A 15447-nucleotide genomic window follows, 5' to 3' on the forward strand; every position below is an offset into this window, starting at 1 on the left:
AGCCGCTGCATATGCTAAAGGCTGGCTCTTCTCTATTCAGGAACGAGATTGCTTATTCTTCGGATCCAGCGCATCACGAAGCGCATCGCCGATAAAGTTGATAGACAACACAGCCAATATAATCATTATACCAGGTGGAATCCATAGCCATGGCTGTGACGTCAGCACAGTGAGCGACTGGGCGCTTGACAGCATATTCCCCCAGCTCGGCGTCGGAGGCTGGACTCCCAAACCGAGAAAGCTAAGCGCCGCTTCATCCAATATCGCCCCAGCGACTCCTGATGTGGCATAGACCAAGATCGGCGCCATCGTATTCGGAAGGATATGGCGGAACAAGATGATGTGCGTTCGCAAGCCGAGCACCGTTCCCGCCGTAATATACTCCTGTTCCTTAATCGAGAGCACATTGCCCCGAACTAAGCGCGCCACGCCGGGCCATCCGAGAACACCTAAGATGAGTATGATATTTAATAAGCCTGGCCCCACGATACTAGCAACGACAAGGATCAACATAATATACGGAAACGACATGAACACATCCGTAATCCTCATAATAACATGATCAACCCAGCCGCCGAAGTAGCCCGAGAGCAGTCCAAGGATCGTTCCGATGACGGCCGAGATGGCAACTGCCCCGATCCCTACGGATAACGATACTCTCGCGGCATATATAAGACGAGTAAATTGATCTCTGCCGACTTGATCCGTACCAAGCAGATGCTCCATAGATGGAGGAGCACTGAAATTCTCCGTAATTTCAGTAGGCTCATAAGGCGTAATAATAGGCGCGAATATGGCGCATAGAGTAAGGATCACAATGACGACAAGCCCCGCAACAGCAAGCTTGTGCCGTTTGAATCGCTCTACAACCGTCCCATTGGGGCTATCCACGCTATTCAGCTTCATCATACCCGCAGCCTCTTGCCGTCCGCTGCGGCCCGTGAAGTATCTTCTCATTAGATTCATTAGACCGCCGCTTTCTTCTTATTACTTAATTTAATTCTTGGATCAACCAAGACATAGGCGATATCTGTTACTAGATTCGCAACAATAACTACGACAGCTGCCACCAGATTGAGCCCCATGATCGTGGAGTAATCACGATTCATAATCGATGACATCGTCAGTTGTCCTAATCCCGGCCAAGAAAATATTTGTTCCACCACTACAGCTCCGCCAAATAGAATCGGAATCTCCAGCCCAAGCACGGTGATGATCGGAATTAAGGCATTCTTCATCGCGTGTTTATTGACAACTAGAAATTCTCGCAGGCCCTTAGCTCGTGCCGTTCGCAAATAATCATGCTCCAAGATTTCAAGCATACTTGAGCGGACATATCTAATATTGCGACCTGCCACATTGGCTGTAAGCACGATAACAGGCATGATCATATGTATGAGCACATCGGCGAAGCCGCCTCCGCCCCCTAGCTCTATCATGCCTCCGGATGGCAGAATTCCTAACCAGATCGAGAAGATATAGATAAGTCCTAGTCCAAGGAAAAAGTTAGGTACAGAAATACCGAGAAAAGCACCCGTAACCGCTGTATAATCCAGCTTCGAATACTGCTTGGTCGCGCTTAAGATACCCAATGGAATCGCAATAGCTAAGCCCAGCAGCAATGAAGTACCCATGAGCAGCAAGGTCGGTCCCAAGTGCGCCCCTATCATTTCCGATACAGGTTGATACGTTATCATGGAATACCCTAGATCGCCCTGTAACAGAAGCTTGAGCCAATTCCAATATTGGATATAAATCGGTGCGTTAAGACCTAGCTCTACTCTCTTTGCTTCTAACGCCTCTGCTGGAATGGTTGGGCTAATGAGCATATCCACGGGATTGCCCGGCGCCATATTCATAATAATGAAGTTAATGACGGTCACTCCGAACAGCACGGGAATCGCAATGAGAATTCGCCGCAGTACATAATTAAACAAATAACAACACCTCGGATCTTCATCTTAACAGCAGAAACAGGCTCATTGAATACAATAAGCCTTGTCCTCAACAGTTTAGGATTACGATATCAATTGTCTGCTTCTGCTCTGCAATGGTCATATAGAAAGCGGTTCTCGTACTTTATCTATCACGTTTATTGCTTGATATCCCACTCATGCACATTTATAAACATACCGAAATCAGTCGGCTTAGCTCCTATTACTCTCTTATTAACAGCACCTAAAGCTCGAGTAGCATAGATGGACGGCATAGGAACGTCTTGAGCGGTAATCTTCTGAATCTCGCTGTAATACTGCTTGATCTTCGCCTCATCTGTTTCAGCTCTCAAAGAAGCAAGGAGCGTGTCGATGTCTTTGTTGCTGTAGCCGTTAGGATTGCCTTCTCCTAAGAAATAAGCAATGTCCGGCAGCGGATTGATTGGCGTCATCGAAACCGTCAGAATCGCCAAGTCATATTCCATCTTCACGATAGAATCGATAAGTGTTGCTAGATCCAGCATCTGAATCTTAACGTTGATGCCTGCACCCTTGAGGTTCTCAGCTATAATATTAGCTGCTTGCTCCAACGTGCTGTCCCCAGATAAGACGGACAAGGAAAGTGTCTTAGAAGTGTCCCATCCCGATTCCGCCAGTAGAGCCTTAGCCTTCTCCGGATCATAACCGACAGGCTTCACGCTGGAATCGATATATGGGCTGATGCTCGTAAAGAAGCCGTCGACAACTTCGCCAGACCCTTTAAGCAGCTTCTCTACGATGAGTTCACGGTTCATCGCATATGAGATGGCTTGTCTTTGCTTCGCGTCAGGCACTGTTTGTTCATTAATGTACATAAATTGAGTTGCGATTGGTGCCCCGTCTACAGTCGTGATTCCTTCCATACTCTTAATCTTGTCATGCTCATCAATTGGAATCACGCCAACCGAAGGAATGTTCATATCAATCTCGCCGCTCTGCAGCTGCATAGAGATCGCATTTGGCTGCAGCACCTTGAAATTCAGCTGCTCCAGCTTCGGAGCGCCCTTGAAATAGTCTTTGTTCGCTTCCATCTGCACAAAATGATCACGGTTGTACGCTACGAGCTTGAACGGACCATTCGTTACCGTAGGCTTCTGCATAAATTCACTTTTGCTCAGATTTTCAGGAGCTATATCCTTCAGTACTGACTGAGGAACAGTGAGCAAGTATCTGCCGATCGTATCGCAAAAAATATTTATCGTAGTAGGAGCCTTCGTCTTTAATTCCAACGTATGTTCATCTAATTTCTTAACGCCGGATATATCTTCTTTACCCTCTGGCAAGTAACCCGCATCATCCAGCCCTTCCAAAATGCCAAACATATAAGTATAGATGGATGCTACTTTAGGGTTAGCCATTAGCTTCAACGTAAAGATGACATCATCTGCCGTAACTGGCGTGCCGTCCGTCCACTTCGCGTTCGGATTCAGCTTGATCGTGAAGGTTGTATGATCCTTAGTCTCTATAGAATCAGCCAGCATAGGCTTAAAGGTTAGATCTTCGTCAATCTCAACCAGCGGCAGAAACATCAAGCCTGCAACGTAGGTAGACGCCAAGCCGACTGGTGACAGCGGGTTCAAGCTGCCGGGAGAGTGCGTTATCCCAATATTGACCGTTTTCTTGTTATTTGAAGGTTGACTCCCTGCTCCGCCGCATGCTGACAGAACCAGCAAGACTCCAACTAATAGAAACACGAACGATTTTCTACTAAACTGCTTATATTTCACGTAAATTAGCCCCCTAACGCTCCAAAATATCCATATTATTCTTAAATGTATAACCTACTATTATATGTTTTTAAAAGTTTGTCAACTAAAATAATTGTTCGCCGTTCTTTGTCGGAACCTCGTTGCATCGCCCGCAACCAAACAGCCGCACAACCAGCGCTGTGCGGCTAACGAATCTATTATCTATGATGGCTAGTGCCTATTTGGATTCACGAGCTTATAAGCACTCTTAGCAGCCTAAGAGCGGACTGAAACCGCGGGCGCCTTAGATGCTTCTCTACGTAGCGGTAATCCGTTAAGATGACACCCGCATCGCGCATCGCATAGGCGAAGTCGTCATCGAAGGGCAGGCGATATTCCCATACCCGCTTCTCATAGTCCGGAATGTTCGCCAGCATCCAAGAGTCTTCCGCGCCCGGATGGATGTAGGTTTCACACACACCATCCGGCAGCTTGTACAGCTTGGCGATGATGGATCGCTTGAAGCTGTTATAGGTCTCCCCTTCCTGCAGGTGGAAGGGGTGCGACAGCAAGTAATCGGGAATCGGCACGCCGAACGTATCCGCGAGCGCTGAGGCAAGCGCGACTGGACGCTCGATTCCCTTCAACGAGCCAAGAAGCGGATCTTCCGGATGAATGTACCGGAAGAGACGCACTGGCAGCCGCCAGCGCGCCGCCTTCCACAGCATGTGCGGGATCAGACTTCGCCCTGTTTCTATTCCATACAGGCTGCCCATGTGGTTGTCGAGGTGGCTGATCTTAATACCCGACTTCTTCGCCCGTTCATATTGCGCATCGATCTCTTTCAGCACGGCCTTCGTGTCGGCGCCCTGCTCGAATTCCTTCACAGTCTTGTACTGCTTGCCGCTCTCATCGTGCAGCGAGGGATGACCTGTCAGGCTGCTCCACCGCAAGGCATCGAATTCACTTGTCATCGTCAGATGAAGCCCTACATTTCGCTGCCGCCTGCGGGCAGTCCAGGAAGCCGCCTCCTCGTACCCCGGCGCAACAGCCATGATCGTGGCCGAAGATACCTTGCCTTCCTCCAGCAGATGCATAATTGCCTTATTCATGGCGGGACTTTGCCCGAAATCATCACAATTGATGATTAGCCTTTTGACTGTGTCCTTGGTCATGACCATGCTCATTCCTCCGATTCCAAATAACCTCATAGTGTATCCTATTCATGGATTGGTTCATATAACCTTCTCCAGCATCACTGGGCTCCATCTACGAATGTCCGCAGGCAGCGAAATCATCATTTCTTCATATCTTCTTCATACTTCTTAACAATTTCTTGGAAATTGCTTCAGCTCTTGTCCCTATAATCGACTGTATCTTAATGAATAGGAACAGGAGAGACCACTCATGAAAATGAAAAATGTAGCCGTATTGTTCGGCGGTTGCTCGACTGAATATGATGTGTCTTTGCAATCGGCAGCCTCTGTTATCGATCATCTAGACCGCTCTGTTTATCATATTATTTTGATTGGGATTACAAGAGAAGGAGCATGGCTTCGCTACAATGGCACTACAGAGGATATACGAAATGATCTCTGGCATACTCACCCTAGCTGCATCCCCGCCTTCATCTCGCCAAGCAAGAAGATCGGCGGGATCGTAGAGTTGGTAGGCACAGAGTATCGCGTCACGGCTGTAGATGCCGTATTCCCCGTTCTTCACGGTAAGAACGGCGAGGACGGTACTGTGCAAGGACTTTTGGAGCTTTCCGGCATTCCCTATGTCGGATGCGACACCTTGTCATCAGCGATCTGTATGGACAAGGCCATTGCGAGCCAGATCGTCCGAGCAGCAGGCGTTGAAACTGCGCTATCAATTACTGTATTCGAGGGCGATCGTCTCGATCATACTGTTCAAGACGCAGAGAAGCTTGGCTTTCCGTTGTATATTAAGCCAGCGAAGTCAGGCTCATCATTCGGCATCACGAAGGCATACAACAAGCTGGAGTTTATGAATGGGATTCAAGCCGCCTTCTTGCATGACAGGAAGGTGGTAATCGAGCAGAATGTGAGCGGATTTGAAGTAGGCTGCGCGGTTATGGGTCATTCAGAAGACCCCATTATCGCTGAAGTAGATGAGATTGAGCTGACAGGTGAATTCTTCGACTATGAAGAGAAATATTCACTGCGCTCTTCCAAGATCCATTTGCCTGCGAGAATAGATGCGGCTGTTGCTGATAAGATCAAGGATACCGCTCGTCTGATCTATAAAACACTAGGCTGTACGGGGCTCGCTCGGGTAGACATGTTCCTTACTGTGGATGGGCGCATCGTATTTAATGAGGTGAATACGATGCCTGGATTCACCTCTGCAAGTCGATATCCGAACATGATGCGCTGCAGCGGTATATCGTATCCGCAATTAATGAATCGGCTTATTGAGCTCTCGCTAGATGCTGCGAAGGAGGTGAACTCATGCCACTAACAGATGCAGTAGTCAGTCTGAAGCGTGAGATGATTCATCATGGACACTTAATATTAGTGAATCGGGATTGGTCCTTAGCGGCGCAGCCTCAAGATGGCAGCATCATACCTGTGACAGCAATTCCGCAAGCAGGCACAGAAGAACAAGAGCTGCGTCTCGAGCGAACTTGCTGCCTGCAGCTGCGTGCATGGCTGAAAGCTTGTCATGCTGAAGACAGCATCGGTATCGTGAGCGGATATCGCACACAGGCGCAGCAGAAGCATATATACGATACCTCGCTGATGGAGCATGGAGCCGAGTTCACGGCCAAGTATGTAGCTCGTCCAAATGAAAGTGAGCACCAAACAGGGCTCGCCGTTGATGTCGGAGAGCTGGTCGAGGAAGTGGACTATCTCTGTCCTTCGCTTCCTCACGATGGGGTATTCGCGACTTTCAGGCAGCTTGCGGCGGAGTATGGATTTGTCCAGAGATATAAGGAAGGCAAAGAATCGATCACGAACATTGCGTGTGAGCCGTGGCATTACCGCTATGTCGGCGTTCCCCACGCGATTATAATGGAGCAGCATGATCTGTGCTTAGAAGAATATATCGACTTTATCAAACAATTCCCCTATAAGGGTTCGCATCTATATATGAAGTACAAGCGCCACCTCATAGAGATGTATTATGTTAGGGCCGAGGAATGCGAGACATCGATCATGATGAAGAGCGACTGTGAGTATGAATGGTCAGGAAATAACTGCGATGGGTTTATCGTTACGATCTATCATGATCACGAGTGGGTGTTCAAGTGAATCAGCCTAACTTTTACCGAGTAGATGGGTTTAGGATTATCGCTGCCTTGCTTGTGATCGCTATTCATACAGGGCCTCTGATGTCTTATAGTCCATATGCTGACTTTCTCCTTACTGGCATCGCGGCGAGAATAGCCGTACCGTTCTTCTTTATCACTTCAGGCTATTTCTTCTTCCGCAAGCTTACAGGCAATCCGATTAACGATCGAAGAGCTCTGCACCGTTACACCCGTAAGATCGGTAAGCTGTACATCATTGCTATCGTTTTGTATATCCCGCTAAATCTATACAGCGGATACTTCTCGGCTGAATTCAGCTTCGTCCGATTTATTCAGGATATAGCGTTTAACGGAACCTTCTATCATCTCTGGTATATGCCGGCGCTATTTCTAGGCATGTATGTGACTTACGCTTTGTATAGAACGACCTCAATGAATGTCATGTTGATCCTAGCTGCCGCTCTGTACATCATGGGATTGCTAGGCGACAGCTACTACGGACTAACCGTTCATTTGCCAGCGTTGAAACAGCTCTATGATGGAATGTTCATCCTATTCGACTACACGCGGAACGGCATCTTCTTCGCCCCTATGTTTATTGCTTTGGGCGCATTTGCTGCCAAGCAGTCTGCGAAACCGGCATCATTAACGTTCAACCTTGTCGGTCTGACTATTTCGGTGATTATGCTATTTGCAGAAGGCATCCTTCTTCATAGCTTGGAATGGCCTCGTCATGACAGCATGTATGTATTCCTCGTCCCTGCCGTTTACTTTCTATTGCAGTCGTTGTTGGTGGGAGCTCATAGTGAGCGGAGAGGCAATCGAACGGGAGAAACGGGAGAGAAGGGAGCTTACTTAAGACAAGTCAGCACATGGATCTATATTCTGCATCCAGCCGCCATCGTGATGATTCGCGGCTTGGCCAAAGTGACAGGACTCACCACCCTGCTCGTAACCAATAGTCTCATTCATTATATTGCTGTTTCCGTTCTATCTATCCTATTAGCTATGCTAGTCGCTCGTGTGCTGTTGCGTTCGAAGAGCAGCCCTGCGAAGGCTTCATCGCATCGAGCTTGGGCGGAGATTAGTCTGAGGAATCTGGAGCATAACGTACTGGAGTTACAGCGAGCACTTCCTGCTGCCTGCCGAATCATGGCAGTCGTCAAGGCTAATGCTTATGGACACGGAAGCATACGGATTGCGCAGGCTCTGAATAAGATCGGTGTATCACAATTTGCAGTTGCCGAGATTGAAGAAGGAATTAGCTTACGCCAGCATGGTGTAACCGGCGATATTCTGATCTTAGGCTATACATCGCCTGACCGTGTCCATGATCTCTGGCGTTATAAGCTGACGCAAACGATCGTCAACGCTGATTACGCCCTTGCCTTGGATCGATATGGACTAAAGCTAAAGGGGCACATGAAGATTGACACCGGCATGAACCGTCTAGGCGAGCCCTATCAGAACATCGATCGGATCCTATCCTGCTATAAGCTCCAACATGTGCAGGTTACAGGGACGTTCAGTCACATGTCCGTATCCGACAGTCTGGATCAAGAGCGTATCGCTTATTCGAGCATGCAAGCGGATCGGTTAAACAGCGTAGTGCAGCAGATTAGAGAGGCTGGTCTAGATCCTGGCGCTGTTCATCTTCAGAGCAGCTATGGAATATTGAATCATCCATCGATGGAGTATGATCTGGCGCGACCTGGCATTGCGTTATACGGATTACTGAGCCATGATGAGGATCCGATTATGGCGCAAGCAGAGCTGCGCCCCGTGCTTACCCTGAAGGCGACAGTCGCGCAGGTTAAGGACATAAGCGCCCAGTCTCCGATCGGATATGGGCATAACTGTATGGCTTCGCGTGATATGCGGATCGCCATCATTACGATTGGCTATGCCGACGGTATTCCGAAGACGTTGGGAGACCACGGCGGGTATGTGCTTATCCGTGGTCAACGGGCAAGCATCGTAGGAAGTATCTGCATGGATCAATTCATGGCAGATGTCAGCTCGATCGAAGGTATACAGCAAGGAGATACGGCGACATTAATTGGACAAGACGGTACGGAAGCTATTACTGCAGGTCAGATCGCCGCACGATGCGGGACGCTGACGAATGAGATCATGAGCCGTATCGGAAGTCGGGTGGAGCATGTATATACGTCCAAAGGGTATCCATATGTAAAGCAATATATACAATAATTTACTTGTCTGAGACGATGTGAAAAATAAATTAAGCTGTGCTACAATATTAGAATTGCACAGGCCATCATCTCAGGGAGGTTATTTGAATCGCCATGCTAATCATTGGTATCGCCGGGGGCACCGGCTCCGGCAAGACAACTGTGGCTCGTACTGTCATTGATCGTCTTGGATCAGATAATGTAACGTTTATCTCACAAGACAATTACTATAAGAACCACGCTCATCTCAGCTTGGATGAACGCACTACGATCAATTATGATCACCCGTTCGCATTTGACAATGAGCTGTTAATTGAAAATGTGAACCAGTTGAGAGCAGGCCAGATCGCATATGCTCCGGTATATGACTTCACAACTCATTCTCGGTTTGAGAATAAGAAGATTGAACTTCAGCCGAACAATATCGTGATCATTGAGGGGCTTCATGTGTTGTCCGACGAGAACCTCCGTCAAATGCTCGACATCAAGGTATTTGTAGATACAGACCCTGATGTGCGCATTCTGCGTCGAGTCGTACGGGATATTGAGGAGCGCGGACGGTCCATCCAGTCCGTTCACAACCAATATCTAAGTACGGTTAAGCCTATGCACGAGGCGTTTATTGAGCCTTCGAAGAAGTACGCTGACGTGATCATTCCAGAAGGCGGTCATAATGCGGTCGGTATTCAATTGCTGACCATCCTTACGGAGAAGTATCTGACCAGCGAATGGACATGCCCTGAAGCGTAATTGCAACAGTTACAAGATAAAGTCTGTATAGACCAACAAGGGGCTGGGAAGCTGAGATGTCATTATTCAGCATCTCAGCCTTATTTCGGGCTGATTTCGGAGCTGAGATGCATGTTTTCGACGTCTCAGCTTTGTTTTTCGGCTCGCCGAGGGGCTTCTGCCGGCTGAGACGTCAATTTTGTGCATCTCAGCCCTATTTCGGGCTGATTTCGGAGCTGAGATGCATGTTTTCGACGTCTCAGCTTTGTTTTTCGGCTCGCCGAGGGGCTTCTGCTGGCTGAGACGTCAATTTTGGGCATCTCAGCCCTTTTTCGAGCCGATTTTGGGGCTGAGATGCATGTTTTCGACGTCTCAGCTTTGTTTTTTGGCTCATCGAGGCGCTTCTACCGGCTGAGACGTCAATTTTGTGCATCTCAGCCCTTTTTCGAGCCGATTCTGGAGCTGAGATGCATGTTTTCGACGTCTCAGCTTTGTTTTTTGGCTCATCGAGGCGCTTCTACCGGCTGAGACGTCAATTTTGTGCATCTCAGCCCTATATCAGGCTGATTTTGGAACTGAGATGCATGTTTTCGACGTCTCAGCTATATTTTCGGCCCGCCGAGGCGCTTCTGCCGGCTGAGACGTCAATTTTGTCCATCTCAGCCCTTTTTTTGGGCTGATTCTGAGGCTGAGATGCATATTTTCAACGTCTCAGCTTTGTTTTCGGCTCGCCAAGGCGCTTCTGCCGGCCGAGACGTCAATTTTGGGCATCTCAGCCCTATTTCAGGCTGATTTTGGGGCTGAGATGCATGTTTTCGACGTCCCAACTGAGATAGACCATTCCAAGATGGTGGGCTAAATGTTGCTGTACCTAGTTGACCCATTTGTGTTGAAAGGCGGCTATAGCATGGTACTCCTCTTCCAGCAGTCGAGAAACGCGAAGGAAGATCGGAACCAGCTCTCGGTATACATTTACGTTAGATGGAATCGGTTGATGCACATGAGTAGTTCCTATCCATTCGGACACAATGGAGAAATCCTCGATCTCTCCCATTGCGTACATGCCCAGCACTACCGCCCCTAAGCAGGAGCTTTCAAAGCTCTCTGGAACATGGATCTCCTGATTGAAAATGTCGGCCATCATCTGACGCCATAGATCAGATCGCGCGAATCCGCCAGTCGCCTGGATCTTACTCGGAACGCCAATGATCTCTTCGAGCGCCAGCATGACGGAGTAAAGATTCAAGATAACGCCTTCGAGCACGGAACGAATCATATGCTCCCGCTTATGATGCAGGCCAAGTCCGAAGAAGGACCCCCGCGCATCCGCGTTCCACAGCGGCGCGCGCTCCCCTGCCATATACGGGTGGAAGAGCAACCCGTCCGCACCAGCAGGTACCCTGGATGCAATCTTAGTCAGAACCTCATACGGGTCGATACCTAGACGTTTCGCGGTCTCCATTTCAGAAGGTGCCAGCTCATCGCGAACCCAACGAAAGATCATCCCGCCGCTGTTAACAGGACCGCCAACTACCCAATGGCGCTCGGTTAGCGCGTAGCAGAAGGTTCTGCCCTTCGGATCTGTCACAGGCTTATCTGTGACTGCGCGAATCGCTCCGCTCGTTCCGATCGTAACAGCTGCTGTACCCGGCTCGATCGCATTGACGCCAAGATTGGATAAAACGCCATCGCTCGCACCGATGATGAACGGCGTCTCAGGGGAGATGCCGAGCTCCTGAGCGTACGCCTCATCCAACTTCGTGAAGATGGTAGTCGTAGGAACAGGCTCCGACAGCTTCTCTGGCGTTATGCCCGCGACTTCTAGAGCGCCTTCATCCCACTTCAACTCTTTCAGGTTGAACAGCCCCGTAGCAGAAGCAAGCGAATGATCGATCACGTAGCGACCGAACAATTTATAAAAGATATATTCCTTAATGCCAATAAATTTATATGCCCTTAAGAACAGGTCCGGATTCTCCTCACGTATCCAAGCAATCTTCGTAAGCGGCGACATGGGATGAATCGGAGTCCCCGTTCTGCTGTAGATCTCTAGTCCGTTCATTTCCGTGCGAATTCGATCCGCCATCTTGCTCGAACAGCTGTCCGCCCATGTAATGCAGCGTGTCAGCAGGTTCCCCCTATCGTCTATCACAATCACACTGTGCATCGCCGAACTGAAGGATACCAATGCCACATGATCAGCCGCATTATGATGCCCCTCCTGCTGTTGAAGCACCGCCTTAATCGTTCCGATTACGGCTTGCAAGATTTCATCAGGATCTTGTTCGGCAATGGATGGAGCAGGACTGAACAGAGCGTATTCGATATGATGTGTACGGATAACTTTGCCTTGTTCCCCGTAGAGAACGGCTTTGGTGCTTGTTGTCCCGATATCGACTCCTATGTAATAGGATCCATGCGCCTTCATGTGCTTCTCTCCTTATCATAAGCATTGACGGTTTTGATTCTTCCGATTGTAAGCTCTATACCCTTAATGGTAACGGAAAATGATTGCACATTCCAAGTTATATTTCACGATGAGCGATCATCATAGCATGTTCGCCACATGGTAGGGTTCTGCCTTCATCGACTGCGGCAGACTTGTGAAGCAGCTATTAGATGTGCCTTATGAAGGTTAGCTCTATAACCAGCCGCTTCAAGGCTCCATTGCAAATGAGCGCTTCTCGCGCAGGGGCATCCTCAAGCTCGCTAATGCCTGTTACCAACTTCTGATTTGGGACTTCGCTTCAAAATTACTGTCTAAAAAGTTTGACGCAACCTCTCCTACTATACCTGAAAACTGCAATAGCGCCATCACCGAAAAGTCATGCCTTATTTATAGACTGCTTTCGTTTTGTCTTGTTTGGTGATTTTTCCTTGTTTTGAACTCAGGTTTTTCAAAATCTCTTACCCTTCTTTTAATTGGTGATAGTGAGGAAATACTAAAATGTGCAGGGAAAGCCTCTACATAAAAACTGCACCTCCAATTATTAGATGTATCTAACAATTGGAGGTGCAATTCAAATCGACTGCCTTTACTGTTTTGTGCGAACGCATAACAGACCTGTATTTGTTGAATGACACTTCTGAATAGCCTGTTCAGCCGTTTGGATGTCTGCTCCCCAATTCACCATAAAGCGGAACTCGTAGTAACCGCCTAATGTCGCTTTAAAGTTCGTCTCCCAATAATTCGTTAGCACCCATGCATATAATTGGTCGTATTCCCCTGTTTGCTGTTGACCGTTTACTTTTCTCGTTCCATATGCAAGCGGACCAACCTGCATAAGCGGAGTATCTGGCGTTGCGATGGATAGGCCATAATCATCCGAAATATAAGCCAAGCCTTCCTGGATACTATAATAATCGAGCAATGTACCTGGCAACTGATCGATCCCTGGGCGTATAAGCGCCCCTGCTTTCTCCAGCCATAGCTGCTCTTGTGCCTTGCCTGTTCGAAGCGGCAATGCAATGTATACGTTCTCAGGTTCCCAGACACTTTCCTTATGCATTCGTACAGATACATCGACACGTGGGCTGTTCGTATATACCTTCAAGAATAAGGAGAAATAGCTCATCCCTTCGATCTTATACGTCAGTTCCACTACACCGTATAATTTGCCGTTCGTCACTTCTTTCACACCGCACAAGCAGCCGCTCGAACGTTTAACATCGATTCCTTTGCGGTTGCGTCCCATCTTGCGTCGAACTTCAGCCATCTGGCCGACGCTAGGTACAGGCGTGACTTCATATATAGGCGTGAAAGCGCCATGTTCACTGCCTTCGCACATCATCTCGCGATTCACCTGCTTATCGTACCATGAAGTAATACCTTGACCATCTTTCCACGAAATACGGACGTACGATGATTCGATGGATGACTCTGTAATCTGCAGCCCTTGCTTCTGCTCGGGAACGAGCACGATGAGATCATTCATGTCGTATACGCCGTCATTCCCTTTCAAGCGGCTGCTTTTTGTCGTAGCGCCTTCCTGATGCTCCGTCTGACGAAGATATACGACCTTCTCCTCCTTCGGATCCAGCTTAATCTGGATCGCAATCTGGAATCCACGGCTTACCCAGTCAACTTGATGTTCATATACTTCAGAGGTCTCCGCATCGATTACTTCAACCCCTTCATTAAACATCGGAGGCTCCCAACCGTCCAGATATATATACGCCATATCCTCCACCGCATGACCGAATGGGTTGATGGCTTTGAAGCGAAACGGTCGTCCTGGTGCGAGCAGCAGCTCTCCATGCTGATGCAGCACCTCATCCAACGCAGTAAACGCAAGTCGGTTTGCCATAGCAGCATACGACTCTTTGCGAACTGCCGAGGCTTGCACCAACGGATGCCATGGCTCATAGACCGATGAATGATAGCCCCATGTATGTTCGGCATACATCGTCAGCTGATGTTCCGCTTCATCAATTACGTCTGGTCTGATTACTTCACACTTAGGGTCAAGCTGCTTGACTAATCGAAGCGTTCTTTGCGCATCTCGGAATATTTGCGTATGCATGGCGGTCGAAGCCACGCCGTCTGTCCACCAATCCGGCCAATCTCCTCGATAGACTGGGATGCTGCCTGGATCGGCCTGTTGCTTCACATGGCTGAAAAATCTGCTTAATGTTGTCATCTCAATCTCAACGACATCACCGAACTTAGCATTCCATTCATGGATAAATTCCATGATCGAGCCGTTCGGAGAGGCATTGTCACGAAGCAGCCCCATCACATTCACTAATGCAAAGTCGTACGGATAATTCTCCTTCTCCAGCTGACGGAAGTAGCGCATAATCCGATTCTCAGCCAATTCCCAATGGTTGTCCGGTACAGCGCTTCCGATAAATTCATCCCTAATGGTATAGGAAAGCACCGCTCCCGGTAAAAGACCCAAGTCGTTGCCGAGCATATAATGTTCTCCGTTCCATACGAGCAGTCGATCTCCTGATGGGGTCTCCCAATAAAATGGATACTGCTTACGGCCTGTCGCATACATGCCATGGTGTGTATGGATGCAGGACAATAGATGTTCTACGCCTGCATCAACGAGCGTCTGTGCATATCCCCAGCTATAACCGTTAATATCTGCTGTCATGGCGGAATTCAGAAGAACTCCGTGCTCTTTCGCGAACGTCGCCGCCTTCATGTGATTCTTGGTTAAGATGTCGTGATCGAGCAGCTCCGTCATATTCAGATAGGTGCCGGACAACTCAATATCTCCTCGTTTCAGCGCTGCAATGAAATGCTCTTTAAGCTCATCTGATGCTCGCGACCAGAAATTTTCGACCGCCCAAAACGTTTCACACGTCCATCTAAATCCCTTCCAGTCTTGCTTGTCCCCTGTATGTATCGCATTCGCCGTTTCAATCGCTTGGCGAACATAATCAACTTGAAATTGTTCAATCTTCTCTTGTCTCTCGGTATAACCAATGTCCGTATGAGAATGATGAATCACATACATCTTCCAGCGTTTCTGTGGTCTATTCACTATACTCATCTCGTTCTTCCCTTCCATCCATGAAATGTGTACTGCACCGAAGGCTTAATTTCATTGTAGAAGATGTGGAATAGGGGAGATATC

The 15447-nt window shown here is 48.4% G+C and carries 10 protein-coding genes; 4 read left to right on the plus strand and 6 right to left on the minus strand.

The window, feature by feature from the left end; genetic code table 11:
• Positions 1 to 36: 36 nt before the first annotated feature.
• The 4 genes from opp4C to ACXX53_RS13915 form a co-directional block, all read right to left on the minus strand.
• Positions 37 to 909, minus strand: coding sequence for an oligopeptide ABC transporter permease (opp4C, locus tag ACXX53_RS13900; RefSeq protein ID WP_458569341.1), 873 nt, complete (start codon positions 907 to 909; stop codon positions 37 to 39).
• A 56-nt stretch (positions 910 to 965) separates the two neighbouring features.
• The gene (locus tag ACXX53_RS13905; protein WP_458569246.1) at positions 966 to 1937 is read right to left on the minus strand and encodes an ABC transporter permease; all 972 of its coding nucleotides are present in this window, start codon (positions 1935 to 1937) and stop codon (positions 966 to 968) included.
• A gap of 155 nt (positions 1938 to 2092) precedes the next feature.
• Positions 2093 to 3700: an ABC transporter substrate-binding protein gene (locus ACXX53_RS13910; protein ID WP_458569247.1), complete on the minus strand. Its 1608-nt coding sequence runs from the start codon at positions 3698 to 3700 to the stop codon at positions 2093 to 2095.
• A 209-nt stretch (positions 3701 to 3909) separates the two neighbouring features.
• On the minus strand, positions 3910 to 4836 hold the full coding sequence (locus ACXX53_RS13915) for a polysaccharide deacetylase family protein (protein ID WP_458569342.1): 927 nt from the start codon (positions 4834 to 4836) through the stop codon (positions 3910 to 3912).
• 232 nt (positions 4837 to 5068) lie between these two features.
• Between ACXX53_RS13915 and vanG the strand changes: the two genes are divergently transcribed.
• The 4 genes from vanG (at position 5069) to udk (ending at position 9880) form a co-directional block, all read left to right on the plus strand.
• Positions 5069 to 6145 carry a D-alanine--D-serine ligase VanG gene (gene vanG / locus ACXX53_RS13920; protein ID WP_458569248.1) on the plus strand — a complete coding sequence of 359 codons (1077 nt, stop codon included), beginning with the start codon at positions 5069 to 5071 and terminating at the stop codon, positions 6143 to 6145.
• Positions 6136 to 6939, plus strand: coding sequence for a D-alanyl-D-alanine carboxypeptidase family protein (locus ACXX53_RS13925; protein ID WP_458569249.1), 804 nt, complete (start codon positions 6136 to 6138; stop codon positions 6937 to 6939). Before vanG ends, ACXX53_RS13925 begins: the two co-directional genes overlap by 10 nt.
• Positions 6924 to 9149: a serine racemase VanT catalytic subunit gene (gene vanT / locus ACXX53_RS13930; RefSeq protein WP_458569250.1), complete on the plus strand. Its 2226-nt coding sequence runs from the start codon at positions 6924 to 6926 to the stop codon at positions 9147 to 9149. The genes ACXX53_RS13925 and vanT overlap by 16 nt, the downstream gene beginning before the upstream one ends.
• Before the next feature lie 95 nt (positions 9150 to 9244).
• The gene (gene udk / locus ACXX53_RS13935) at positions 9245 to 9880 is read left to right on the plus strand and encodes a uridine kinase (RefSeq protein WP_458569251.1); all 636 of its coding nucleotides are present in this window, start codon (positions 9245 to 9247) and stop codon (positions 9878 to 9880) included.
• 850 nt (positions 9881 to 10730) lie between these two features.
• On the opposite strand, the gene gntK is transcribed toward udk, so the two are convergent.
• Complete coding sequence (gntK, locus tag ACXX53_RS13940) at positions 10731 to 12287, minus strand: gluconokinase (protein WP_458569252.1); 1557 nt, start codon at positions 12285 to 12287, stop codon at positions 10731 to 10733.
• A gap of 607 nt (positions 12288 to 12894) precedes the next feature.
• Positions 12895 to 15363 carry a glycoside hydrolase family 38 N-terminal domain-containing protein gene (locus ACXX53_RS13945; protein ID WP_458569253.1) on the minus strand — a complete coding sequence of 823 codons (2469 nt, stop codon included), beginning with the start codon at positions 15361 to 15363 and terminating at the stop codon, positions 12895 to 12897.
• Positions 15364 to 15447: the final 84 nt, after the last annotated feature.

This window comes from Paenibacillus marinisediminis, from assembly GCF_054343325.1.

Coding starts and splice junctions, on each gene's coding strand:
- opp4C (WP_458569341.1), bottom strand. CDS start 909: ATGATGAAGCTGAATAGCGTGGATAGCCCCAATGGGACGGTTGTAGAG.
- ACXX53_RS13915 (WP_458569342.1), bottom strand. CDS start 4,836: ATGACCAAGGACACAGTCAAAAGGCTAATCATCAATTGTGATGATTTC.
- vanG (WP_458569248.1), top strand. CDS start 5,069: ATGAAAATGAAAAATGTAGCCGTATTGTTCGGCGGTTGCTCGACTGAA.
- ACXX53_RS13925 (WP_458569249.1), top strand. CDS start 6,136: ATGCCACTAACAGATGCAGTAGTCAGTCTGAAGCGTGAGATGATTCAT.
- udk (WP_458569251.1), top strand. CDS start 9,245: ATGCTAATCATTGGTATCGCCGGGGGCACCGGCTCCGGCAAGACAACT.
- gntK (WP_458569252.1), bottom strand. CDS start 12,287: ATGAAGGCGCATGGATCCTATTACATAGGAGTCGATATCGGGACAACA.
- ACXX53_RS13945 (WP_458569253.1), bottom strand. CDS start 15,363: ATGAGTATAGTGAATAGACCACAGAAACGCTGGAAGATGTATGTGATT.